1 protein-coding gene is annotated in these 316 nt (G+C 74.7%); it reads right to left on the bottom strand.

Going from position 1 to position 316, the window contains the following annotated elements; all coding sequences use genetic code 11:
- A partial coding sequence (locus tag JHD74_RS26835) for a hypothetical protein (protein ID WP_233169712.1) occupies positions 1 to 316 on the bottom strand: 316 nt, incomplete at both ends.

Raw genomic sequence — 316 nt, 5'->3', positions numbered from 1 at the left:
CCCCCCCCCCCCCCCCCCCCCCCCCCCCCCCCCCCCCCCCCCCCCCCCCCCCCCCCCCCCCCCCCCCCCCCCCCCCCCCCCCCCCCCCCCCCCCCCCCCCCCCCCCCCCCCCCCCCCCTTTTCACGCCGAAGACGGCATACGAGATGATACCTCCTGTCTCGTGGGCTCGGAGATGTGTATAAGAGACAGGTACAGGAGTAGCAGGGATCCAGGCTGCCGATAATCAGCGGGGCATCGGAAACCGTATTGCCGCGCAGCATATAACGCAGCACCGGCCAGTTGGCGTAGGTGGCCGCCCGGCAGCGCCAGCGGAAC

This window comes from Serratia sp. ASV30, from assembly GCF_016428815.1.
Classification (GTDB): Bacteria; Pseudomonadota; Gammaproteobacteria; order Enterobacterales; family Enterobacteriaceae; genus Chania; species Chania fonticola_C.
The sequence above is the reverse complement of the archived record's forward strand: the minus strand, read 5'-3'. Positions and strand labels throughout refer to the sequence as shown.